General features: G+C 71.1%; 22 protein-coding genes. 11 read left to right on the forward strand and 11 right to left on the reverse strand.

The window, feature by feature from the left end:
• The first annotated feature begins 8 nt into the window (after nucleotides 1-8).
• From F4560_RS30345 to F4560_RS30355, 3 genes are all read left to right on the forward strand, one after another.
• Nucleotides 9-743, forward strand: coding sequence for a maleylpyruvate isomerase family mycothiol-dependent enzyme (locus F4560_RS30345; RefSeq protein ID WP_184925879.1), 735 nt, complete (start codon nucleotides 9-11; stop codon nucleotides 741-743).
• A gap of 11 nt (nucleotides 744-754) precedes the next feature.
• Complete coding sequence (gene purU, locus F4560_RS30350; protein ID WP_184925882.1) at nucleotides 755-1,633, forward strand: formyltetrahydrofolate deformylase; 879 nt, start codon at nucleotides 755-757, stop codon at nucleotides 1,631-1,633.
• 68 nt (nucleotides 1,634-1,701) lie between these two features.
• Entirely contained in the window at nucleotides 1,702-2,772 is a 1,071-nt protein-coding gene (locus F4560_RS30355; protein ID WP_184925885.1) for an LOG family protein, read from the forward strand.
• A 23-nt stretch (nucleotides 2,773-2,795) separates the two neighbouring features.
• Here F4560_RS30355 and F4560_RS30360 read toward each other — a convergent pair whose 3' ends face one another.
• The 3 genes from F4560_RS30360 to F4560_RS30370 are packed head-to-tail and all read right to left on the reverse strand — an operon-like array spanning nucleotide 2,796 to nucleotide 5,051.
• Nucleotides 2,796-3,329 carry a PIN domain-containing protein gene (locus F4560_RS30360; RefSeq protein ID WP_184925887.1) on the reverse strand — a complete coding sequence of 178 codons (534 nt, stop codon included), beginning with the start codon at nucleotides 3,327-3,329 and terminating at the stop codon, nucleotides 2,796-2,798.
• On the reverse strand, nucleotides 3,326-4,444 hold the full coding sequence (locus F4560_RS30365; RefSeq protein ID WP_312869566.1) for a helix-turn-helix domain-containing protein: 1,119 nt from the start codon (nucleotides 4,442-4,444) through the stop codon (nucleotides 3,326-3,328). The genes F4560_RS30360 and F4560_RS30365 overlap by 4 nt, the downstream gene beginning before the upstream one ends.
• A 58-nt stretch (nucleotides 4,445-4,502) precedes the next feature.
• On the reverse strand, nucleotides 4,503-5,051 hold the full coding sequence (locus F4560_RS30370; RefSeq protein ID WP_184925889.1) for a YbaK/EbsC family protein: 549 nt from the start codon (nucleotides 5,049-5,051) through the stop codon (nucleotides 4,503-4,505).
• 71 nt (nucleotides 5,052-5,122) lie between these two features.
• Between F4560_RS30370 and F4560_RS30375 the strand changes: the two genes are divergently transcribed.
• The gene (locus F4560_RS30375) at nucleotides 5,123-5,881 is read left to right on the forward strand and encodes a MerR family transcriptional regulator (protein WP_184925891.1); all 759 of its coding nucleotides are present in this window, start codon (nucleotides 5,123-5,125) and stop codon (nucleotides 5,879-5,881) included.
• 60 nt (nucleotides 5,882-5,941) lie between these two features.
• Here the strand turns inward: F4560_RS30375 and F4560_RS30380 are convergent, their stop codons facing one another.
• The 5 genes from F4560_RS30380 to F4560_RS30400 all read right to left on the reverse strand — a co-directional run bounded on the left by F4560_RS30380 (nucleotide 5,942) and on the right by F4560_RS30400 (nucleotide 8,655).
• On the reverse strand, nucleotides 5,942-6,496 hold the full coding sequence (locus tag F4560_RS30380; protein ID WP_184925893.1) for a type 1 glutamine amidotransferase domain-containing protein: 555 nt from the start codon (nucleotides 6,494-6,496) through the stop codon (nucleotides 5,942-5,944).
• 9 nt (nucleotides 6,497-6,505) lie between these two features.
• A complete protein-coding gene (locus F4560_RS30385; protein WP_312869567.1) occupies nucleotides 6,506-7,168 on the reverse strand; it encodes an alpha/beta fold hydrolase in 663 nt (220 codons plus the stop codon).
• A complete protein-coding gene (locus F4560_RS30390; RefSeq protein ID WP_281392288.1) occupies nucleotides 7,162-7,446 on the reverse strand; it encodes a DUF2516 family protein in 285 nt (94 codons plus the stop codon). Before F4560_RS30390 ends, F4560_RS30385 begins: the two co-directional genes overlap by 7 nt.
• A 115-nt stretch (nucleotides 7,447-7,561) precedes the next feature.
• Nucleotides 7,562-8,263 (reverse strand): hypothetical protein, encoded by a 702-nt coding sequence (locus tag F4560_RS30395; protein ID WP_184925895.1) that lies wholly within the window; start codon nucleotides 8,261-8,263, stop codon nucleotides 7,562-7,564.
• A 5-nt stretch (nucleotides 8,264-8,268) separates the two neighbouring features.
• Nucleotides 8,269-8,655 (reverse strand): helix-turn-helix domain-containing protein, encoded by a 387-nt coding sequence (locus F4560_RS30400; protein ID WP_184925897.1) that lies wholly within the window; start codon nucleotides 8,653-8,655, stop codon nucleotides 8,269-8,271.
• A gap of 111 nt (nucleotides 8,656-8,766) precedes the next feature.
• Between F4560_RS30400 and F4560_RS30405 the strand changes: the two genes are divergently transcribed.
• A complete protein-coding gene (locus F4560_RS30405) occupies nucleotides 8,767-9,891 on the forward strand; it encodes a methyltransferase domain-containing protein (RefSeq protein ID WP_184925901.1) in 1,125 nt (374 codons plus the stop codon).
• 18 nt (nucleotides 9,892-9,909) lie between these two features.
• Here the strand turns inward: F4560_RS30405 and F4560_RS45755 are convergent, their stop codons facing one another.
• On the reverse strand, nucleotides 9,910-10,695 hold the full coding sequence (locus F4560_RS45755) for a TFIIB-type zinc ribbon-containing protein (protein ID WP_184925904.1): 786 nt from the start codon (nucleotides 10,693-10,695) through the stop codon (nucleotides 9,910-9,912).
• Nucleotides 10,696-10,768: 73 nt separating this feature from the next.
• Between F4560_RS45755 and F4560_RS30415 the strand changes: the two genes are divergently transcribed.
• Complete coding sequence (locus F4560_RS30415) at nucleotides 10,769-12,706, forward strand: NACHT domain-containing protein (RefSeq protein ID WP_312869568.1); 1,938 nt, start codon at nucleotides 10,769-10,771, stop codon at nucleotides 12,704-12,706.
• Here the strand turns inward: F4560_RS30415 and F4560_RS30420 are convergent.
• Complete coding sequence (locus F4560_RS30420) at nucleotides 12,695-13,867, reverse strand: pyridoxal phosphate-dependent aminotransferase (RefSeq protein WP_184925906.1); 1,173 nt, start codon at nucleotides 13,865-13,867, stop codon at nucleotides 12,695-12,697. The genes F4560_RS30415 and F4560_RS30420 overlap by 12 nt on opposite strands.
• Before the next feature lie 29 nt (nucleotides 13,868-13,896).
• On the opposite strand from F4560_RS30420, the gene F4560_RS30425 reads away from it, so the two are divergent.
• Nucleotides 13,897-15,153 carry a DUF445 domain-containing protein gene (locus tag F4560_RS30425; RefSeq protein ID WP_376775361.1) on the forward strand — a complete coding sequence of 419 codons (1,257 nt, stop codon included), beginning with the start codon at nucleotides 13,897-13,899 and terminating at the stop codon, nucleotides 15,151-15,153.
• Here the strand turns inward: F4560_RS30425 and F4560_RS30430 are convergent.
• On the reverse strand, nucleotides 15,146-15,688 hold the full coding sequence (locus tag F4560_RS30430) for a CGNR zinc finger domain-containing protein (RefSeq protein WP_184925908.1): 543 nt from the start codon (nucleotides 15,686-15,688) through the stop codon (nucleotides 15,146-15,148). The two genes, F4560_RS30425 and F4560_RS30430, sit on opposite strands and share 8 nt — an antisense overlap.
• 152 nt (nucleotides 15,689-15,840) lie before the next feature.
• Here F4560_RS30430 and F4560_RS30435 point away from each other — a divergent pair, with 152 nt between their 5' ends.
• The 4 genes from F4560_RS30435 (at nucleotide 15,841) to F4560_RS30450 (ending at nucleotide 21,781) form a co-directional block, all read left to right on the forward strand.
• Nucleotides 15,841-16,365, forward strand: coding sequence for a PadR family transcriptional regulator (locus F4560_RS30435; protein WP_184925910.1), 525 nt, complete (start codon nucleotides 15,841-15,843; stop codon nucleotides 16,363-16,365).
• A 44-nt stretch (nucleotides 16,366-16,409) separates the two neighbouring features.
• On the forward strand, nucleotides 16,410-17,135 hold the full coding sequence (locus tag F4560_RS30440) for an ABC transporter ATP-binding protein (RefSeq protein WP_184929489.1): 726 nt from the start codon (nucleotides 16,410-16,412) through the stop codon (nucleotides 17,133-17,135).
• On the forward strand, nucleotides 17,132-19,450 hold the full coding sequence (locus F4560_RS30445) for an FtsX-like permease family protein (RefSeq protein ID WP_184925912.1): 2,319 nt from the start codon (nucleotides 17,132-17,134) through the stop codon (nucleotides 19,448-19,450). The genes F4560_RS30440 and F4560_RS30445 overlap by 4 nt, the downstream gene beginning before the upstream one ends.
• Nucleotides 19,451-19,573: 123 nt before the next feature.
• Nucleotides 19,574-21,781, forward strand: coding sequence for an FtsX-like permease family protein (locus F4560_RS30450; protein ID WP_184925914.1), 2,208 nt, complete (start codon nucleotides 19,574-19,576; stop codon nucleotides 21,779-21,781).
• The last annotated feature ends 129 nt before the right edge of the window (nucleotides 21,782-21,910 follow it).

Consider the following 21,910-nt stretch of genomic DNA (forward strand, 5'->3'; position numbering starts at 1 on the left):
TTCGCGGCGTGGACCATGCCTATTTCGTGCAGCAGTTGAGGATCCAGTACGCCGCACTCCGGGACGCGGCGGTGGCCGCCGGGCCGGACGCGCCGGTGCCGACGTGCCCGGGGTGGACGGTGCGGGACCTGGTCGACCACATCGCGCTGGTGCACTCGTGGGTGGTGCGGGCGCTGCACACCGCGCCGGACGCCGAGCGGCCCCTCCCGGACGAGCGGCCCGCGGACTGGGACGAGCTGCTCGCGTGGTGGGAGGCGAAGTTCGCCGAGCTGGCGGACACGCTGGCCGGCAGCCCGTCGAACACGCCGGCGTGGACGTTCTCCGAGGCGAAGAACTACGGCTTCTGGTCCCGTCGCCAGGCGCACGAGACGGCGATCCACCGACTGGACGCCGAGCACGCGCTGCACGGCGCGGACGTGCCGTCGCTGCTGTTCGACGTGGAGTTCGCGGCGGACGGCGTGGACGAGTACCTGACCCGGATGCTGGTGCGCGCCGCCCAGCGCAAGCCGATCGAGTCGGCGGGCCGGGTGCTGTTCCACGCCGCGGACGCCGGTCGGGCCTGGGAGGTGCGGCTCACGCCGGGCGAGCCGCCGGAGGTCGGCCCGATCACCGGCTCGGCCACCGACGAGGACGCGACCGTCGCGGGCACCGCGGACGCGCTGTACCGGGCGGTGTGGGCGCGGCCGAGCGGAGCCATCACATCCGGTGACAGGTCACTGCTCGACGGGCTGCCTCGACCGTAGATACTTCGGTGGTGTCTCTGCCTGAACGACGCTATGTGATCACCTTCGGCTGCCGTGACCGGACCGGCATCGTGGCCAGGATCTCCTCGTTCCTGGCGGAGCAGGGCGGGTGGATCGTCGAGGCGGCCTACCACACCGACCCGACCACCAACTGGTTCTTCACCCGCCAGGAGGTCCGGGCGGACTCGCTGCCGTTCGGTGTGGACGAGCTGCGGACCCGGTTCACCGAGGTGGCCCGGGACCTGGGCGCGCTGCCCGGTTCGTGGCGGGTCACGGACACCGGCGAGCGCAAGCGCGTGGTGATCCTCGTGTCGAAGGACAAGCACTGCCTGTACGACCTGCTGGGCCGGGTGGCGGCGCAGGAGCTGGACGTGGACGTGTCGGCGGTCATCGGCAACCACGCCGGGATGGCCGGGATCACCAGGGCGCACGGCATCCCGTTCCACCACGTGCCGTTCCCGGTGAACGACCCGGAGGGCAAGCAGGCGGCGTTCGCGCAGCTGCGGCAGCTGGTCGACGCGCACGAGCCGCACGCGGTGGTGCTGGCGCGGTTCATGCAGATCCTGCCCGCGGAGCTGTGCGCGGACTGGGCCGGGCGGGCGCTGAACATCCACCACAGCTTCCTGCCGTCGTTCGTCGGCGCGCGGCCGTACCACCAGGCGCACGGCCGGGGCGTGAAGCTGATCGGCGCGACGTGCCACTACGTGACCGCGGACCTCGACGAGGGCCCGATCATCGAGCAGGACGTGATCCGGGTGGACCACGCCGACTCGGTCACCGACATGGTCCGCAAGGGGCGTGACATCGAGAAGGTCGTGCTGGCGCGCGGTCTGCGGTGGCACCTCGAAGACCGGGTGCTGGTGCACGGGAACCAGACCGTCATCTTCTAGTCGCTCGTTCCAGTCGCCGGCCGCCGGAAACGCGCGTGTGGGGCCGGTGCGGGTCGTAGGCTTCGCCGGTGCGCACCGAGTTCACCGATCCCGACCAGGTCCGCGCGGCGGGCGATCTGAAGCACGCCGTGCTGATCGGCCTCGACCTGAGCGACGAGGACCTGCGCGTGCCGATGGACGGCGCGCTGTTCCTCGGCTGCACGCTCTCGCCGGTCGGCCAACGGCGTGCGGCGGCGGCCGGTGCGCTGGTGTTCCCGGCGATCCCGAACCTGCCGTACGACGTGTACCGGTCGCGGCTCTACACGCCGGTCGAGCTGTTCGCCGGGTTCGACCCGGCCGACCCGCTCTCCTACGCGAAGACACCGGACGCCCTGATCTACCAGCACAGTCGGGCTCAGGGCCACAACCCGGACCCGCTGCACGCGCTGGCCGAACGCCTGCACGACCACGCGATCACCGACGCGTTGGCGGACGTCCTGATCGGCACGCCGGTCGCCGTGATGGGCGGCCACGCGCTGGGCCGTGACACGGACGGCTACCGGCGGGCGGTGCGGCTGGGCGCGGCGCTCGGCGAGGCCGGGTTCACCGTGCTGACCGGCGGCGGACCGGGCGTGATGGAGGCCGTGCCGCTGGGTGTGCGGATCGGCGTGGACGAGCCGACGTTGAAGGACCTGGCGCGCGCCCCGAAGTTCGGCGACGACGCCGCGTCCATCGGCCGCTGGATCGCCGCGTGCCCGACCGACCTGCCGGCTTTCGAGCGGCCGCGCACCATCGGCATCCCGACCTGGTTCTACGGCCACGAGCCGCCGAACCCGGCGTGCGAGCTGCACGCCAAGTACTTCGCCAACTCGGTGCGTGAAGAGGGCCTGCTCACCGTCGCGACCGGCGGCATCATCTACACGCCGGGCAGCGCGGGCACCGTGCAGGAGGTCTTCCAGGACTACTGCCAGAACCACTACGGCTCGGTCGGCCCGGCCGCGCCGATGGTGTTCCTGGGCAAGGAGTTCTGGGTGGACGAGGTGCCGGCCGCGCCGCTGGTCCGGAAGCTGGCCAAGGGCCGTGAGGCGGAACGGTGGATCCTCGTCACCGACGACGTCGACGAGGCCGTGGCCTTCCTCGGCGACTACCCGGGCGTCTAGCGGGCCAGGCCCAGGCAGTCGGCTCAGCCCACAAGGCCGTTGTCCGCTGCCCACTTCTCGAAGCCGCCGGGCAGGAACGGCAGGCGGTATTCGCCTTCGAGGAGGTGATCCGCCAGTTGAGCGACGAGACGAACGGTCAGCAGTCCCGAACGGATGCTCTCGCACAACAGCCCGAGCGTTCCGATGTGCTCGACGCCGTGACGATCCGCGACCTTCCGGGCCGCGGAGTCATCGACGACTGCGACCCCACCGCTGATGCTCGCCAACGCGAGGACGGCGGCTTCGCCACGATTGCGCTCCCTGACCACCAAGTACCTTGAGAACTTCGCGTACGCCTCCAGTTCGACCTCGCCGACCAGCTCCACAGGTTGGAGCCACGACGCGTCGACGACGAATTGCAGATGCGGATGGGAACCCACCCCAGCCCGAAGCTCGACCTCTACCGCATCCGGAATCAACGCGTCACGATCGTTGACGACGGCACGCAAGACGCCCGGCCACTGCTGTTTGGCGAAATGGCTCAGCGGGCCCGTATCGAGCACATGTGGCGGCGTCACCGCACGAACGTCCAGATCGCATCCTCGGGGAGCGGCTGCAACGGGGGCAGTGACGACTCTTCCCACGTGTCCAGCAGGAGGTCGATCGCGCGTGCAGACGAAATGGTCTCCTGACGGTACAAGCGCAGAACCGCCAGCTCGTACTCGCGCGGCAACATCGGCGGAGCCAGTTCGTCAGCCACGACGAGGTTCAACTCGACGATGTCCGCCCTCGTGGTCCGCGCACCTCGGACCAGGTGCGCTCCGCTGTGGTCGATCACAGTCAGCTCGACCAGTCGCCGGGCGAGAGTGGACATGTCGACTCGGTAGTAACTCGCCACCCGAACCGCCGCTGTCCGCACATCGTCACCGCTGTCGACACATCGGTTCCACATCCCGGTCACACCTGGTTCCGGCAACAGGAGCGCGCGCGCGAACCGATCAAGCCTGGCTTCCCAGCTTTCCGGGTCGAGACTCTCCGCGACGCGCCAGTCGACGGCGTATTCGTCGGCCAGGAGATAGTGGGCGAACTCGTGTGCCACGGCCAGCCGGCGACGTCCCACCTGGAGGTCGCCGTTGACCAGTGCGATTCCTCCACGTTCGAGCATCACCGATGCCGCGTCCGCCGAATCCGCGCCGAGTCTCAAAGCGAATACGAGGAGCCCTTGGGGGGCGACCACCTTCGCGATCTCCTTGACCGGCTCCTGATCGTCCAGTCCCAACAAGGAACGGGCGTGCCGGGCCATCGCCTCGACCTCGGCGTTCGTGGTGGGACGCATGAACGGATCGACCGTCACGAGACCGGCCTTCTTGTCCTCGGCCAGGACGAACTCGACATCTCGGACGATGCGCTCGATCACCGTGTCGATCACAGGGCTCGCCGCGCCGGGTTCCCTGAGATTGCGGTGGGAGAGGATCGCCGGAGGCGCGTCGTCGAGGAACCACTCGATGCGAACCCCGAGTTCGTCGGCGATCCGGGCCAACTGCAGCGCTGACACCCGCTGGAGGCCGTTCTCGATCTTGTTCATGGCAGGCCGACCCAGCGAGACCGCAGTCGCAAGTTGCTGTTGGGTGAGCCCCGCGCGGCTCCTGGCCTCCGCTATCCGGCCGCCCAAGGTCTTCGCGTCAATCGGCACGTGTTCGATTCTAGAACATCGAGGCAACCGTCGGGCCTCACGAACGGGCGAAACAGGGCTAGCGGGCGAGGCCGTCCACGACCTCGGCGCCGGGAAGCTTCGCCAGCACCTCGCCCGGCACGAGCAGCTTGCTGCCCCGGATACCGCTGCCGATCACCAACTCCGGCGCGGCGGCAACCTCGGGCGACAGCAGCACCGGCCAGTCCGCGGGCAGGCCGACGGGCGTGATGCCGCCGTACTCCATGCCGCTGAGCGACACCGCGTCGTCCATCGGCGCGAACGACGCCTTGCGCGCGTCCAGCCGACGTCGGACGACACCGTTCACGTCCGCCCGCGTGGTCGCCAGCACGAGGCACGCCGCGTACCGGACGGTGTCCCCGCGCTTGCCCGCGACGACGACGCAGTTCGCCGACGCCTCCAACGGCGAGCCGTAGTGCGCGCAGAACTCGGCCGTGTCCGCCAACGTGGGGTCGATCTCCGCGACCGCGAACCGCGCGCCGTCCGCCATCGACCGGAGCGCGGCGGCGACCGGACCGGCCACGAGGTCCAGCCGGTCGAGCGCGGGCACGGGGGTCAGGGTTCCTGCGATGGTCCACACACCGACCATCCTGCCGGCTCGCCTTGACGTTGACGTTACGTCAACCTCTAGCGTGGTCCGCACAGGAGGGGAGCACGGAAATGGCCTGGTCGATCGCACAGGTGGCGCGGATGTCGAAGGTGACTTCGCGGACGCTGCGGCACTACGACTCGATCGGCCTGCTCGAACCGGCGTGGATCGGCGGCAACGGCTACCGGTACTACGAACAGGAGCAGCTGCTCAAGCTCCAGCAGATCCTGCTGCTGCGCGACCTGGGACTCGGCCTCGACACCGTCGCCGAGGTCCTGGACGGGCGGCACTCGACGGTCGCCGTGCTGCGCAACCACGCGCGGCGGTTGACGAAGGAGCAGGAACGGCTGGTGAGGCTGGCCAAGACCGTGACCCGGACGATCGAGAAACTGGAAGGGGGTTATCGCATGAAGATGGAAGAGCTGTTCGACGGCTTCGACCCGGACCGCCAGGCCCGCTACGAGGCGGAACTGGTGGAGCGCTACGGGGACCAGGCGCAGGAGCACATCGACGAGGGCAAGCGCCGGATGCAGGGCTGGTCCAAGTCCGACGCCGACGGGTTCATGGCGGAGTGGCGGTCGATCTACCAGGCGTACGCCGGGCTGTTCGACGCCGGTGTCGCGGTGGACGCGCCGGAGGCGCTGGACGTGACCGACCGGCATTTCCGGTGGCTGAGCCTGAGCTGGACGCCGAACCGGGAGTCCTACACCGGGCTGGGTCAGCTGTACGTCGACGCACCCGAGTTCAAGACGCAGTTCGACGCGCACGCCGAGGGCTTCGGCGAGTACGTCCGCGACGCCATCGCGGCCTACGCGCAAGCACGCCTCTAGAGGGGTGTCCACGGGGAGGTGCACATCCCCGTGGACGGGTCCTTCAGGGAGTCAGGAGGGTCAGAGGCCCTGCAACCCGAAGGCCTTCAACGCCTCGCGGTTGAACGCGGGCAGGTCGTCCGGCTTCCGGCTGGTCACGAGCGTCCAACCCCCGCCGCCGGACACGCACACCTCGCTGTCCTCCCACTCACCGCCTGCGTTGCGGATGTCGGTGGCGAGGCTCGGGAACGACGTGAGCTTCTTGCCCCGCACCACGTCCGCCTCCACCAGCAGCCACGGTCCGTGGCAGATCGAGGCGACCGGCTTGCCCGCGGCGACGTGCTGCTTCACGAACTGCACCGCGTCGCGGTCCAGCCGCAGGATGTCCGCGTTGGCAACCCCACCCGGGATCACCACGCCGTCGTAGTCCATCGGGTCCGCGTGCGCGAACGGCACGTCCACGGAGAACGTGTCGGCGGGCGTCAGGTGGTCGAACCCCTGCACCTGCCCGAGTTTGGGCGCGAGCAGCCTCGGCAGCGCACCGGCCTTCTCCACGTGCTGCCAGGGATCGGTCAGCTCGACCTGCTCGATGCCCTCCGTGTCGACCAGGAATGCGATCTTCTTCTGTTCGGCCATGTGCTTCGGCTACCCGCGCAGGAAGTCGAGCAACCACCCGCGGACGTCACCCCGATGGGTCGTCCAGGACGGCACGAGCTCCAGCCGGCCGTTCGGGAACGACGCCGCCACCTGCTTGGCCACGTCTTCCGGGTGCAGCGGGTCACGGGTCGCGCCGACCACCAGCACCGGGGCCGTGACCTGGGACAACGCCGCACGGTCGGCGACCGCGACCTGGCCGGGCAAAGCGGCCAATGCACCGTCCAGACGGGCGAACGCACGACGCCGCTCGGCCTGGTAGTCGGGCGGGCCGCCGACGGCGGTGATCGCGTCCTCGCGGTCGAGCACCGGCCTCGGCTCGTCCAGCACGGAGGGCAGCAGCAACGCCACCCGGTCGAACGCGTCGGGTTCCCCGGCCAGCAGGGTGAGCAGCGCGCCCGCCGTCAGCGACACGCCGATCGCTTGCGTCGCACCGGTTTCACGGGCGACTTCACGCAGGTCGGCGGCGATCCGCCGGTAACTCCAGTACCCCTCGGGCGCGTCCGGGGCGTCGCCGTGCGAGGGGAGGGTGACCACGACTTTCGTGCCCGGCAGGCCGGACGTGGGCAGACGGGCTTCACCGGGTGTCGCGCCCAGGCCGTGGCCGACGAGCGTGACCGGCGTTCCGGAGCCGAAGCTCCGGAACGTCACCACCGGGGGCCGCGCTGGACCTCGATCAGCCGCGGCCGGACGTCGACCACGTACACCGTGACCGCGACCAGCCCGGCGAGCCAGAACATGGCGCCGGCGGAGAACGGGTGGAACAGCAGCAGCGCGAACGCGCCACCGCCCGTGATGCCGAGCCACGCGGGCTTGGTCATGCGCTCGGCCGCGGTGTAGGCGTCCGCCCGCTGCGACAGCGCGTGCGCGAACGCGAACACGCCCATGACCAACGCGGCGTAGTACGCCGCGAACATGACCCACAGGTCCAGGTAGAGCGGGCTGAACGGCGGGAATGAGGGCAGCACGAGTCCAGCCTACGTGCGTTCGGCGTCCCCGGTACAGCGGAACGGGGCGTCCCTGCAGGGACGCCCCGCACCGGTTCGGTCACTTCGTGGTGTCGGTGGGCTTCTTCGCCGCGGTGGAACGGGTGCCCGTGGCCTTGGGCGCCGTGGTCTTCGTGGTGGCGGGCTTGGTCACCACGGCCGGCTTGCGCGGCGCGGGCGCGGTGCGGTCGGCCGCCTTGCGGGTGGTGCCACGCACCTCCTCGGCGACGTCACCGCCGACCTCGACCACCGTCTCGGCCAGCTTCTCGCTCGCGTCGTCCAGCTCGCCGGCGACCTTCTCGCCGACCTCGCGGGTGCGGCGGGTGACCTTGCCGAGCACGTCGTCGGCCATCACGCGGGCGTCTGCGGCGGCGGCCTCGGTGCGCTTCTGCGCGTTCTCGACGGCTTCCTCGACCTGGTGCAGCGCCTTCTGGAACTGCGGCTGGGTCTTCAGCTTCTCCAGCGCCTCCTCGCCGTGCTGGGCGAGGTACTGGTAGAGGTTCAGGGCCGACTGCGTGTACGCGTCGACGACCTTGCGCAGCTCCGCCGGGTCCAGCTTGTCCAGCAGGTCCTTCTTCAGGTCGGCCGACTCGGCGGCGTTGCGCGCCTCTTCGGCGCGCTCACGGGCCTTGGTGAGCGCGTCGATGACGGCCTTCGCGGCCAGGTCACCGGCGCCGAGCGCGGCGAGCAGCGGGGTGCGGGCGGCGGCGACGGCCTGCTCGCCGGCCTTCCGCAGCTCCTCGGTGGTGGGCATGTTCGGCATGGAGATCACTCCTCCGGCTTGGTCTGGTTTGCGGCGGTGTTCTCCCGCCGGAATGACTCGTAGACGTCGAGCAGCACCTGTTTCTGCCGCTCGGTCAGGTCAGGGGCGGTGACGATGGCGTCCGTGAGGGCGCCGCCCTCCCGCTGCTCCAAGATCCCGGCCTCGACGTACAGCGCCTCCGCCGAGATCCGCAGCCCCTTGGCGATCTGCTGCAAGATCTCCGCGCTCGGCTTGCGCAGCCCGCGCTCGATCTGGCTCAGGTACGGGTTGGAGACCCCGGCGAGCTTGGCCAGCTGCCGCAACGAGATCTTCGCGGTGTTGCGCTGCTCGCGGATGTACTCGCCGATGTCGCGGCCGAGTTCGGCCACCGCCTTGTCGATGGACTTGTCCAAATTTGCGGCACCTCCTCGATCCGTATTCGACGGTACGCGGAGGTGCTAGCTGTTGCAAGCGCTCTGCTAGCGATCCGGCCGTGTGCTCGACCACAGCGCTACGGTGGTGGCGTGGACTTGGCGGCGGACCTGCGCGGACAGCTCGTCGACTCGCTGGTGGCCGCCGAGGTCATCCGCGATCCGCGCTGGGCGGAGGCGTTTCGGCAGGTCCCGCGGCATGCGTTCCTGCCGGGGTTCTTCGTGCAGCGGCCGGACGGCACGTGGGAGCCGGTGACGTCCGCGCACCCCGACCACCTCGCGCTGGTGTACCGGAACGAGGTGTGCGTGACCCAGCTCGACGGCGACGACCGGGCGTGGGAGCAAGCACTGGCGAAGGACGCCGTCATCGGGGTACCCACCAGTTCGTCGAGCATGCCGACGATCATGGCGATCATGCTGGAGGCCCTGGCCGTCACGCCGGGGAACCGCGTGCTGGAGATCGGCACCGGCACCGGCTACAACGCCGCCCTGCTCTGCCACGTGCTCGGCGACGGTCTGGTGACGTCGATCGACGTGGACGCCGGAGTGCTGGCGCGGGCCGAGTCCCGGCTCACCGGTGCCGGCTACCACCCGAGGTGCGTGGCGGGCGACGGCGAGCAGGGGTACGCGCCTCGTGCGCCTTACGACCGCATCCTCGGGACGTGCGCCGTGTCCCGGATTCCTTCGGCGTGGCTGGCGCAGACCGCGCCGGGCGGGCTGATCGTCACCACGTTCAACCGGCCCATCGGCGCCGGGTTGGTCCGCCTGACCGTCCACGACGGCCAGGCCACCGGGCGCGTGCTGCTGGAGGACGGCCGCTTCATGCCGCTGCGCGCCCACCGCCAGTCATGGGCGGACGAGGCCCTGGTCGACGCCCTGACCGCGCCGGCGACGGAATCCCGGACGACCCTGCTGCCGTCGCGTGCCGTGGTGGACCCGTCCAGCGGCTTCGAGTTCTTCGCCGGCCTGGCGTTGTCCGAGGTCGCGATAGCCGCCGACCCGATCCGCCTGGTGCACCCGGACGGCTCGTGGGTCCGGCACCGGGGCGCGGTCGTGGACCAGGGAGGCCCGCGCGCCTTGTGGGACGAGGCCGAAGCCGCCTACCGCCAGTGGCGGGCCCTCGGCAAACCCCGCCGCCACCAGTTCACCTTCACCGCCACCCCCACCGACCAGTACTTCGCCCTGGACGGCACCCTCCACACCTGGCCCCTCCCCTGACCCCACATCCCCGGGCGGTCAGTCGAGCAGTTCCTCCAGGAAGCTGCGGCGGCGGGGCTGGGGGTGCGGGTAGCCGTACTGGCCGGGGTACTGGGCGGGGTACTGGCCGGGCGGGTACGCGGGTGGCGGGGCGGGCGCGGTGCCGGGTGGTGGCTGGTACGGGGGTGGGGCGCCGCCGGGCTGGACGCCGGGTACCCGGGTGCCGGGCGGCGGTTGGTAGGGCGGTGGTGGGCCGGCGGGTTCGGCGGGCGGTGCTGGTGCCGGTGCCGGTGCCGGTGCTGGTGCTGGTGCTGGTGGAGGCTGGTACGGGGTCGGCTGGGCCGGGGTGGATGGGGCGGCAGGCGGCTGCTCGCCCTCCACGGGTTCGGCACCCTCGACAGGCTCGGTGGGTCCGGCGGGCTCGACGGGGCTGGTGGGCTCGACGGGGCTGGTGGGCGCGGCAGGGCTGGTGGGCGCGGCAGGGCTGGTGGGCTCGGCGGGCGCATGGGCCTCGACCGGGACCTGGCCTGCGAGAGGTGCGTGCATGGTCTGGTCGTGCGCCGGCGCCGGGTCGTACGCCGGCGGGCCGGGCACCGGAGTCATGGGCACCGGAGTCATGGGCACAGGGGTCATGGGCACAGGCGTCATCGGTACGGGGACGCCTTCCGGCCGGTACGGCTGGGCGTAGTGCGCACGTTCGGCGGCGATGATCTGCTCCAACTCGCCACCGTCCAGGAAAACGCCCTTGCAGTTCTCGCACTGCTCAACGTGCACGGAACCGCGGCTGATGGTCTGCATCAGGTCCTGGCATTTCGGACAGATCACAGATCCGAGGGTACGCACGACACAGGGGTGACGGTGTCACCACCATCCGTCACAGGTCCGTCATGATGCGTTGGTGTCCAGATTCCGCCAGCGGGCCGTCCTCACCGGATGCGTGCTGGCCGCCGTGCTCGCCGCGGCCGGCCTGTTCGTCACCGACTACGGCATCGCACCCGAACTGTGGCTGACCGGCCTCGCCCTCGGCTTCCTGGCGCTGCTCGCCGCCCTGGACCCGTGGGTGCACCGCAAGCGCGCCGCGGGCCTGGCCACCGACGACAACCTCGACGCCGCCACGACCGCCCTCGCGCACGCCCTGCACGCCCAGTGGAACGAGGAGTGCCGCGCCCGCGGCCTGCACGACAACCTCCTCGACGTGCACTGGAGCGCCCTCCAGGACGGGCAAGGCGAACCCGGCCACAGCGACGCGGTCGTCCGCGCGTTCCAGCGCAGCCCCCGCATGGTGTTCCTCGGCGAACCCGGCGCGGGCAAGAGCACCACGGCCATGCTCCTCACCATGGGCCTGCTCGACCGCCGGACGGACGGCCCGGTGCCGTTCCTCCTCCCCCTGTCGACCTGGGACCCGAACGCGGAGGACGTCCGCACCTGGATGACCCGGCGGCTGTACGAGGACCACCCGGCCCTGCGCAACACCGAGCTGTACGGCAGCTACGCGGGTGACCTGCTGGTCGAGCAGCGCCGCGTGTTCCCGGTGCTGGACGGCCTCGACCAGATCCCAGCCGAACACCGTGCCGCCGCGCTGGACCGCATCAACCGCGCGTTCCCCGGCTCGCACCCGCTGGTGCTGACCAGCCGCACGGACGAGTTCGCCGAAGCCGGCAACCCGGTCCGGGGCGCGCAGGTCGTCCAGCTCCAGCCGCTCGACCAGGAAGAGATCGCGGGCTACATCCGGGCGGTCTCGGACCCCGTCACGGCGGCGCGCTGGGAGCCGATCTTCCTGCACCTGCGCGACGAGCCGGACGGTCGGCTGGCCGACGCGCTGTCCACGCCGCTCGCGGTGTGGCTGGCGGGCATCGTCTACGGCTACGGCGAGCCGAGCGAGCTGCTGGACCGCGGCCGGTTCCCGGATCGCCGCGCGGTCGAGGACCACCTGGTGGACCGGTTGGTCAGCAGCGCGTTCGGTGATCGCGGCATCGCACACCAGGCCCGCGCGAGCCAGGTCTGGCCACGCGACAAAGCCACCCGCTGGCTCACGTTCCTGGCGGACCAGATGCGCGAACGCGGCGTGCTCGAACTGGGCTGGTGGGAGCTGCGCCGGTCGGTCGGCGCCGTGTGGCTGGCGCTGCTCGGCGCGATCGCGCTGGGCGCCATCGGCGGGTTCGGCGTCATGTGGCTGATGGCGTACGCGAGCACGCCGAAGCTGGCCCCGATCACCGGTCTGGCCGCCGGACTCGCGGTGGCCGTGGCCGCGCTGTACGCGTCGAGCGACCGTGCGCCGAAGCCCCGGCTGGGTGTGTGGCGCAGTCTCGTCGTGGTCAGCGGCGTGCTGGGCACGGCGGCAGGTCTGGTGTTCGGCGCGTTGTACGGGCCGGCAGCCGGTCTCGTCGTCGGGCTGGGCATCGCGGTGGCGGTGGCGCTGCGGTTCTCGTTGGCCAGCAGCGCCGAGTTGAGCCACCCGTCCAGTCCGAAGTGGACGATGGCGCAGGACCGGATCGCGGTGTGGACCGGGTCGCTCGTGCTTGCCGTGGTGTTCGGCGCCGCCGCCGGTCTGGTGTTCGGGCCGACCCAGACGGGCATGGTCGGGCTTGGCCTGGCGTCCGGTCTGATGCTCGGCTTCACGCTGTCCGTGCTGCACCTGCGCTGGTGGTGGTTCACGGTGGCGCGGATCTGGCTGGCGCTGCGCGGGAAGCTGCCGTGGGAGCTGATGGAGTTCCTGGAGGACGCGCGCAAGCTCGGCGTGCTGCGCCAGGCGGGCGCCGCCTACCAGTTCCGGCACGCCCTGGTGCAGGACCGGCTGGCGGGCGCCCGCCCGGCGGAGGTCAAGTCAGACGCTTAGCTTCCGCAGCCGGCTGATCGCCTCGTCCAGCACCTCGTCGCGCTTGCAGAACGCGAACCGCACCAGGTGCCGCCACTCGTCGGGGTGATCGGTGAACACCTGCACCGGCACGCCCGCGACACCGATCCGCTCCGGCAGCTCCCGGCACAGCTGCGCGCCGTCGGTGAAGCCGAGCGGCCGGACGTCCGCGGTGATGAAGTACGTGCCCTCGCTCGGCCGCACCGAGAACCCGGCCTCGGTCAGCCCGCCGGACAGCCGCGACCGCTTGTCCTGCAACGACGTGCGCAGGCCCTCCACCCAGTCCAGCTCGTTGCGCAACGCGTGCGCCACGGCGGGCTGGAACGGCGCGCCGCCGACGAAGGTCATGAACTGCTTGGCCGCGCGCACCGCGCCGACCAGCTCCGCCGGACCGCACGCCCAGCCGATCTTCCAGCCCGTGCAGTTGAACGACTTGCCCGCGCCCGAGATCGTGACGGTCCGCTCCGCCATGCCGGGGAACGTCGCCAGCGGCACGTGCGCGAGGCCGTCGAACACCAGGTGCTCGTACACCTCGTCGGTGATCGCCACGATGTCGTGCTCGACGCACAGCGCGGCGACGGCGGCCAGCTCCACGTAGTTCAGCACGGTCCCGGTCGGGTTGTGCGGCGAGTTGAGCAGCAACGCCCTGGTCCGCGGCGTGATCGCGGCACGCAGCGCGTCCACGTCCAGCCCGAGCCGCCCCGTGCCCGGCTCCTCGACCAGCCCGACGGTCCGCCGCGTCGCGCCGGCCAACGCCACGGACGCCGCGTACGAGTCGTAGTAGGGCTCGATGAGCACGACCTCGTCACCGGGCTCCACCAAGGCGAGCAACGAGGCCGCGATGGCTTCCGTCGCGCCCACCGTGACGAGGATCTCGGTGTCCGGGTCGTAGTGCGTGCCGTAGCGCGCCCGGTGCTCGGAGATCGCGTTCCGCAGCTCCGGCATGCCCGGACCCGGCGGGTACTGGTTGAGCCCGGCGTCGATGGACGCCTTGGCCACTTCAAGCATGCCGACCGGGCCGTCGGTGTCCGGAAAACCCTGCCCGAGGTTCACCGCCCCGGTCCGGTTCGCCAACGCGGTCATCTCCGCGAAGATCGTCGAGGTGAACGGCCGCATCCTGGGGACTAGCGCTGGTACCCGCACAAGCCCGAATCTTCACGGACAATGGCGGCGTGGAGCAACTGACCGCCGCTGACCAGCTCAAGCGCCAGGGCTTGCGCCGGATGAAACTCGTGGCCACCGGATTCTTCCTGGCCGCGACCGTGATCTTCGTCGTGGCGCTGTTGTTCGAGGACGGCGGCCCGGCGTGGATCGGGTACGTGCGGGCCGCGGCCGAGGCGGGCATGGTCGGCGCGATCGCCGACTGGTTCGCCGTGACAGCCCTTTTCCGCAGGCCACTGGGCCTGCCGATCCCGCACACGGCGATCATCCCGAGCCGCAAGGACACCTTCGGCGACGCGCTGGGGTCGTTCGTCGGGACGAACTTCCTGTCCGAGGCGGTGGTGCGGGACAAGCTGCGGCGGGTCGGCATCGGCCGGCGCCTCGGCGAGTGGGTCGCCGAACCGGCTCACGCCGAGCGGGTGACGTCCGAGGTGGCCAACGTGGTGCGTGGCGCGGTCACCGTGCTGCGGGACGACGACGTGCAGGCCGTGGTCGAGCAAGCGCTCGTGCGGCGGTTGGTCGACCAGCCGTGGGGTCCGCCGCTGGGCAAGCTCCTCGGGCAGGTGCTCACCGACGGGGCGCACCACAAGCTGGTGGACCTGATCTGCGACCGGGCGTACGACTGGGTGCGGGACAACTACGACAAGGTCATGGGCGTGGTGTCGGACCGGGCGCCGTCGTGGTCGCCGAAGTTCGTGGACTCGTTGCTCGGCGACAAGGTCTACGGCGAGCTGATGGACTTCGCGTGGGCGGTGAAGACCGACGGCAACCACCCGATGCGGCTGGCGGTGGACCAGTTCCTGATCGAGTTCGCGGGCGACCTGCGGACCGACCCGGCGACGATGCAGCGGGCCGAGCAGGTCAAGCAGCAGCTCGTGGAGCACCCGGACGTGCAGCGGCTGATCGGGTCGGCCTGGGGCACGGCGAAGAAGATGCTGCTCGACGCGGCCGAGGACCCGTCGTCCGAGCTGCGCAAGCGCGTCCGCGAGGGGCTGATGTCGTTCGGCCGCCGGATGGTCGAGGACGAGTCGATGCGGGCGAAGGTCGACGGGTGGCTCGAAGGCGCGGCGGGGTACGTGGTGACCAACTACCGCGACGAGATCACCACGCTGATCACCGACACGGTCGAGCGCTGGGACGCCGAGGAGACCTCGCGCAAGATCGAACTCCAGGTCGGCCGCGACCTCCAGTTCATCCGCATCAACGGCACGGTCGTGGGCGCGCTGGCCGGCCTGGTGATCTACACCGTCTCCCAGCTCGTCACCTGACCGTCACGCTGAGGGCGCGCCGCTCCCGCCAGTTGCGCGCCTTCTCCCGGTTGCCGCACGTCTGCATCGAGCACCAGGTGCGCGAGCGGTTGCGCGAACGGTCGAAGAACGCCCACCGGCAGTCGTCCGCCTGACAGATCTTGAACCGCTCCCACGACCCGAGCACCGCCAGCCGTGCCGCCGCGCCGAGCACCGCGCCGAGGGCGTCGGTGCTGGACATGGTCGGCACGCCGTGGCTGAGATCGACGCGGACCAGGCCCGCGGCGGGAGTGGGATCGGGTCCGTCGTGCGGTTCACCCAGCGAGGCCCGCAGCGACGCGCGGGCGGCGCGGACTTCCGCCGGATCACCCGCCCGGCCGAGGCCGCGTTCGGTGACCCAGGCGCGCCAAGCGGCGGCGCTGTCCAGGACGTCCGTGCCGAGTTCGAGATCTCGGGTGTTCAGGAAAGCGAGCAGCAGCTCCACATCGTGTTCCGCATCGCCGGCTCGACCCTGCGTGAAAGCCGCGTGGTCCCAGCCGGCCGCCAGACCAGTCACCCCTCCACTGTAGGCGTCGAAAGGTCGCGATGTGGCGAAGTAACCGTCAAACGATTGTCACCGGTTAGCCCGACCGCCGCACCGGACGACCGCGTACGCTGGGCCGTTCGAGCTATGAACCCCGTGTATACCCGGTGTGTATAGTCGCCCACATGTCGATCGGACACACCCTGCTTGGCCTGCTGGAAAAGGGCCCGAGCCACGGATACGACCTGAAACGGGCCTACGACGAGCGCTTCGGCCAAGACCGGCCGCTGCACTACGGGCAGGTTTACACAACGCTCTCGCGGCTGCTGCGCAACGGCCTGGTCGAAGAGGCCGGAGTCGAGTCGGGCGACGGTCCGGAGCGCAAGCGGTACGCGATCACGGACGCCGGCGTGACGGATGTGGAGCACTGGCTGGGCACGCCGGAGAAGCCGGAGCTCTACCTCCAGAACACGCTCTACTCGAAGGTAGTGCTGGCCCTGCTGTCCGGTCGCAGCGCGGACGACGTGCTCGACGTCCAGCGCGCCGCCCACCTGACCACGATGCGCGAGCTGACCAAGCGCAAGGCGCACGGCGACCTCGCCGACCAGCTGATCTGCGACCACGCCCTGTTCCACCTGGAAGCCGACCTGCGCTGGCTGGAACTCACCGCCGCGCGCCTCGGCCAGCTGAAGCGGGCGGTGACCCGATGAGCGAAACGACACCGGACACGATGGCGGACACGGCACCCGAGACCATGGCACCAGACACGACGGCACCCGACGCGGCACCGCAGCCGGCACCCGTGAAAGCGCTGCTGGAGGCCGTCGACCTGCACAAGGCGTTCGGTCCCACGCCCGCGCTCGACGGCGCCGGACTGAGCGTGCACGCGGGCGAAGTGGTGGCCGTGATGGGTCCGTCCGGCTCGGGCAAGTCGACCCTCCTGCACTGCCTGGCCGGCATCCTCACACCGGACCGGGGCACGGTCCGCTACCGCGACGTCGAGCTGAGCGCGATGGGCGACGGTCCGCGCAGCGAGTTGCGGCGCACCGACTTCGGCTTCGTGTTCCAGTTCGGCCAGTTGGTGCCCGAGCTGACCTGCCTGGAGAACGTAGCCCTCCCGCTCCGGCTCGGTTCGGTGAAGCGCAAGGAAGCCGAGTCGCGCGCCCGCGACTGGCTGGAACGGCTGGAAGTCGCCGACGTCGCGGACAAGCGCCCCGGCGAGACGTCCGGCGGCCAAGGCCAGCGGGTCGCGGTGGCACGCGCCCTCGTGACAGGTCCGCGCGTGGTGTTCGCCGACGAACCGACCGGCGCGCTGGACTCGCTCAACGGCGAGCGCGTGATGCAACTGCTCGTCACCGCGGCGAAGGAGACGAACGCGGCGGTCGTCCTGGTGACGCACGAACCGCGCGTCGCCGCGTACTCCGACCGCGAAATCGTGGTCCGCGACGGTCAGTCCCGCGAGATGGAGCCGACCCCGTGAGGCAGTGGGTTTCCGACCTCGCGCTCGGCGTCCGGCTGGCTCTCGGCGGCGGGCGCACGTCGTGGGTCCGGCTCGTGTTGACCGGCCTGGGCATCGGCATCGGGGTGGCCGTGCTGCTGACCGCGTCCTCGGTGACGACCGTGCTGTCCGAGCGCGCCGAGCGGCAGGCCGTCCGCGAGCCGATCACCAGCGAGACGACCGGCGCGGAGCAGACTTCCGGTGACGTCCTGTACTCGACGATGTGGGACAGCGCGTATCGGGGCGAGTCGATCGCCGGCTACTTCGTGAAGGGCAGCGGCCCGGACGCGCCCGTGCCGCCGGGCATGTCGAGGGTGCCCGGCGACGGCGAGATCTTCGTGTCGCCCGCGCTGCGGGAGCTGCTGGAGTCACCGGAAGGCGAGCTGCTGCGCGAACGGTTCCCGCAGCAGGTGGTCGGCACGATCGACCGGGTCGGCCTGAACGCGCCGCACGACATGGTGTTCTACGCGGGTGACGCGACCCTGAAGGTGGACGGCCCGAGCGCGATCACGGGCTTCGGCGGGGAGTTGACCGAACGCACGCTCGACCCGCTGCTGACCCTGCTGATCATCGTGGGCGTGGTCGCGCTGCTGTTCCCGGTGCTGGTGTTCGTGGGGATCAGCACCCGGTTGGCGGGGGCCGAACGGGACCGCAGGCTGGCGGCGTTGCGGCTGGTCGGCGCGGGCGCGTTCCGGGTGCGCCGGATCGCGGCGGGCGAGTCGCTGCTGGGCGCGTTCGCCGGGCTGGCGGTGGGCACGGCGCTGTTCTTCGTGGCACGGCAATTCGTGGAGAACGTGCGGCTGGTCGGGGTCAGCGTGTTCATGGACGACCTGACCCCGTCGCTGCCTTTGGCTGTCCTGATCGCCGTGCTCGTGCCGGTCATGGCGGTGGTGACGTCGGTGGTCGCGATGCGCCACACGGTGATCGAGCCGCTGGGCGTGGTGCGTCGGGCGAAGCCGGTGCGCCGGGTGCTGTGGTGGCGGACTGTGCCGCTGATCGTCGGCGGGGTGGCGTTGATCAGCCAGTCCGGCACGCTCGGCGGTGACGAGAACCGCGCCTCCGAGTCGGTCGTGGTCGGCGGCATCCTGATGCTGCTGCTGAGCATCCCCGTTCTGCTGCCGTGGGTGGTGGAGCGCGTTGTGGGTCGCATCCGCGGCGGCGCGCCGTCGTGGCAACTCGCGATCCGCAGGCTCCAGCTGGAAAGCGGCACGGCGGCCCGGGTGGTCGGCGGCGTCGCCGTGGTCCTGGCGGGCGGCATCGCGCTCCAGTCGATCATGACCAGCGCCGAGAGCGAGATCGTGGGCTCGCCGCGGCCCGACACGGACCGGAGCCGGATGGCGATCTCCATGCAGCCGTCGACGCCGGAGTCGACCCTGCAGGCGGTCGGCATGCTGGAGCGGGCGACGGGCGTCAAACAGGTCCACACGACGTACGACCTCCTGTTCTCGGCAGCTTCGGAGCGGTTCGACTCGGCGACGGTCGGCACGTGCGAAGCCCTGAAGGTCCAGGTGGAGCTGCCGAACTGCCAGGACGGCGATTCGTTCTACGTCCAGCCAGAGACCACCTACGACAGCGGGCCCGTGCCGGTCAAACCAGGCCAGGAGGTCACGGTGTTCTCGGGGACCACCTCGACCGGCGAACCCCAGCGCGGTCCGAAGTGGACGGTGCCGGCGTACGCCGTGGTGAAGATGCCCACCGGCGCGATGGGCGTCCGGGGTCTGTTCCTCACTCCGTCCTTGGTGCGGGACCTGCCCCTCTCGTCCGGTAGCGCCACCCTCCACGTCGTGGTCGACCTGGGCGTGCCCGACGTCGCCGAGCACGTCCGGAACGCGGTGGCGCCGATGACCTGGCGCACCTACACCTACTACATGGGCGAGGCCGCGGTGGCCCAGCGGGTGAAGGAGTTCCAGGGCATCCGCCGAGGGCTGTTGGCGGGTTCGCTGATCACGCTGCTGTTCGCGGGCGCCAGCCTGTTGGTGCTGGCCCTCGAACAGGTGCGGGAACGCAGGCGACCGCTGGCGGTGCTGGCCGCGAGCGGCGTCCCGAGAGGCGCGCTGAGCCGATCCCTGCTGTGGCAGAACGCGGTGCCGCTGGTCCTCGCGCTCGTCGTCGCAGTGGCCGTGGGAGGCAGCCTGACGGCCCTGCTGTTGCAGGTCCTCTCCCGACCCGTCGTGCTGGACTGGCCGGGTATCGGCCTGCTCAGCGCCGCCGCCGCGCTGCTGGTCGTCGTGGTGACGGCCTTGTCCCTCCCGTCCCTGCGACGGGCCACCGGCGCCCTCGGTCTCCGATCCGAGTAACCCACTCGGTAGGCCGAAGCCACGTCACCGCCCTCCACGGCGTCTCTTGATTGTGATCCCAAACCCGCACCACCCCCACCACGTCGTCCGCGGAGACGACCGGAGCACTCAGGACGCGCTCCGATGAGGTGGGCCGCCGACCTGGTCCTCGGCATCCGACTGGCTGTCGGGGGCAGCCGGACGTCCTGGGCCAGGTTGGCGCTCACCGCCGCCGGTGTCGGCCTCGGCGTCACCGTCCTGCTCCTGGCCGCGTCCATCGGCCCGGCCCGCGAGGCCAAGTCCGAACGCGTCCAAGCGGCGTCCCTCACGTCGGCCACGTCGGCTCCCACCCTCAAGGCGCGGCACGTCAGCGTCTCCTGGCAAGGCCGTCTGATCACCGGCGTGGAACTGGCCGCGACCGCACCCGACGCGCCGTTGCCACCCGGCGTCGGCCGCGTCCCCAGACCGGGCGAACTGGTCGTGTCCCCCGAACTGCTCGACCTGATGCGCACCGACGACTCGGTCCGCGCCCGCTTCCCGGAGAGCGTCATCGGCGTGATCGCGGACGCCGGCCTGCCCAGACCGAAGTCCCTGATCTTCTACGCGGGCCTGCCCGACGCCCACCTCGACACCGCCCACCCGGCCACCGGCTTCGGCGGCGACCGGCCCCGGTCGACCCTCCTGCCGATCTACCGGCTGCTGATGGTCGCCGCGATCGGGGCGCTGCTCGTGCCGCTGGGCATCTTCATCCTGGTCGCCACCCGCCTCGGCGCGACCGGCCGTGAACAACGCCTGGCCGCGATCCGGCTGGTCGGCGCGTCCCGCAACCAGATCCGCTGGATCGCGAGCGGCGAGACGTTGACGGGGGCCGTGCTCGGGTTGTTCGTCGGCGTGGCGCTGTTCTTCGCCGCCCGGCCGCTGGCCCGGTTCATCGAGGTCGAAGGAGTGGGCTTCTTCCCGACCGACCTGCTGCCGGACCCACTGCTCGGGGCGTTGATCGCGGTGGGCGTGCCGGTGGTCGCCGTGGTGTCGGCCCTGCTCGCCCTGCGCACGGAGGACGTCGGCCCGCTCGGGCTGTCCCGTGCCGTCGAACTCCCGAAGCACCGGGCGTGGTGGCGGTTCGGGCTGATCGGCGCGGGCGCCCTGCTGATCGTGGTGATCACCGCGGTCGGCAGCTACTGGCAGGTGATGGAGGACCCGAGCCTCGCCGTCGGTCTCGGGATCGGCGTCACGTTGATCCTCGCGGGCACGGGCGCGGTGCTGCCGTGGTTGGTCGGCAAGGTCGCGCACCGCCTGGAACCGGACGGCATCGCCCCGATGCTCGCCCTGCGCACCCTCCGCTTCGACGCCGGCACACCTCGCGTCCTGGCCGGTGTCGTCGTCGTGCTCACCGGGTCGTTGACGTTGCAGGTGCTGCTCGGCGTGGCGGCCCAGTTCACCGCCGCCCCACCGTCCGACACCCCGGGCCGCTGGGTGCTCGACCTGCCCGACCGCACCCCGGTCCGGTCGCTGGAGGAGGCGATCGCGCTGGTCGGCGGCGTGCGGCAGGTCAGCGAAGTGCGCGTCGCCAGTGCCGGGGGCACCGCCGTCATCAGCACCGACTGCGCCGAGATCGTCGAACGGCTGAAGGTCGAGGACTGCACGACCGGCTCCGCGTACCTGGTCGGCCCCGGCCCCGCGCCCGGCACGAAGCTGATCGTCAACGGGCAGCAGTGGACCGTGCCGCAGTACAAGTCAGTGCCCGAGGTGTCCGAGGTGTCCGAGGTGTCCGAGCGCACGGAAGCGCTGTCCGAGGAAGCGCTGTTCGTCGCGGGCGGAGCCGATCCGGTGCTGGCGGCTATCCCGCCGATCGAGCTCGTCGTCCGGGGCGATCCGGACGAGTCCTTCGGTGACCGGTTGCTGGCCGCCACCGGCCGCGCGGACCGGGGCGTGATCCTCCGCCGTCCTGCCGGACAGGTCGAGCTGTTCACGTCCCTGCGCAGCGGCGTCATCGGCGGATCGGTGCTGCTCACCCTGCTGGCCGTGATCGGGCTCGCCGCGGCGGCCGTGGACCAGGTCTTCGAACGCCGCCGGCCCACGGCGGTGCTGGCCGCGAACGGCGTGCCGCCGAAGGTCCTCGCGGTGTCCGCGCTGTGGCAGTCCGCGATACCGGCGGCGCTCGGCATCGGGCTGGCCATCCCGATCGGTCTCGGCACGGCGTGGCTCGTGGTGCCCGCGGAGCGGTTCCGCGTCGACTGGACCGAGATCGCCACCACGGTCGCCGCGGCGGCGGTCGTCGTCCTCGTGGTGACGCTGTGCACGTTGCCGGCGCTGCGCACGGCGATCCACCCGACCAGCCTGAGAACCGAATAGCGACGCGCTGCGAACCGACGCGGCGAACCGACGCCGCGAACCGAATAGCGACGCGACGGAACGATCGCGGGTTCCCCCGACCACACCATCGGATGGCCACGGTATCCCCAGGTCAGGCCGGGTGCTCTC

The sequence above is a fragment of the Saccharothrix ecbatanensis genome, assembly GCF_014205015.1.
Taxonomy (GTDB): domain Bacteria; phylum Actinomycetota; class Actinomycetes; order Mycobacteriales; family Pseudonocardiaceae; genus Actinosynnema; species Actinosynnema ecbatanense.